Below are 334 nucleotides of genomic sequence, written 5' to 3'. Positions count from 1 at the left end.
GCCTCGATCCCGGGCCATTTCACGACGTCGCCCCTAAGGCCGAATATCTTGGCGATGTCGAGCTTGACGACCTCTTCGGTCTCGCCATGCAGCGCCTCGTGCAGCTTCTCGCCGGGCCTGATGCCGGTGAAGCGGATCGGGATGTCCGTGTAGGGGCTTTTGCCGGCCATGCGGATCATGGTTTCGGCGACTTCGAGGATCGGCACGGGCTTGCCCATGTCGAGCATATAGATGGCGTAGTCGTCCCAGCCCTGGCGCTGCTCGGCATCGGCGGCCGACATGATGACGAGATCGACCGCCTCGGCCACCGTCATGAAATAGCGGGTCATGCGCC

General features: G+C 63.5%; 1 protein-coding gene. It reads right to left on the bottom strand.

Features of this window, described 5'->3' with window-relative positions; genetic code table 11:
* A partial coding sequence (locus tag EN851_RS34855; RefSeq protein WP_189587350.1) for a polysaccharide biosynthesis protein occupies positions 1 to 334 on the bottom strand: 334 nt, incomplete at both ends.

The organism is Mesorhizobium sp. M8A.F.Ca.ET.208.01.1.1 (assembly GCF_004791315.1).
Taxonomy (GTDB): Bacteria; Pseudomonadota; Alphaproteobacteria; order Rhizobiales; family Rhizobiaceae; genus Mesorhizobium.
The sequence above is the reverse complement of the archived record's forward strand: the minus strand, read 5'-3'. Positions and strand labels throughout refer to the sequence as shown.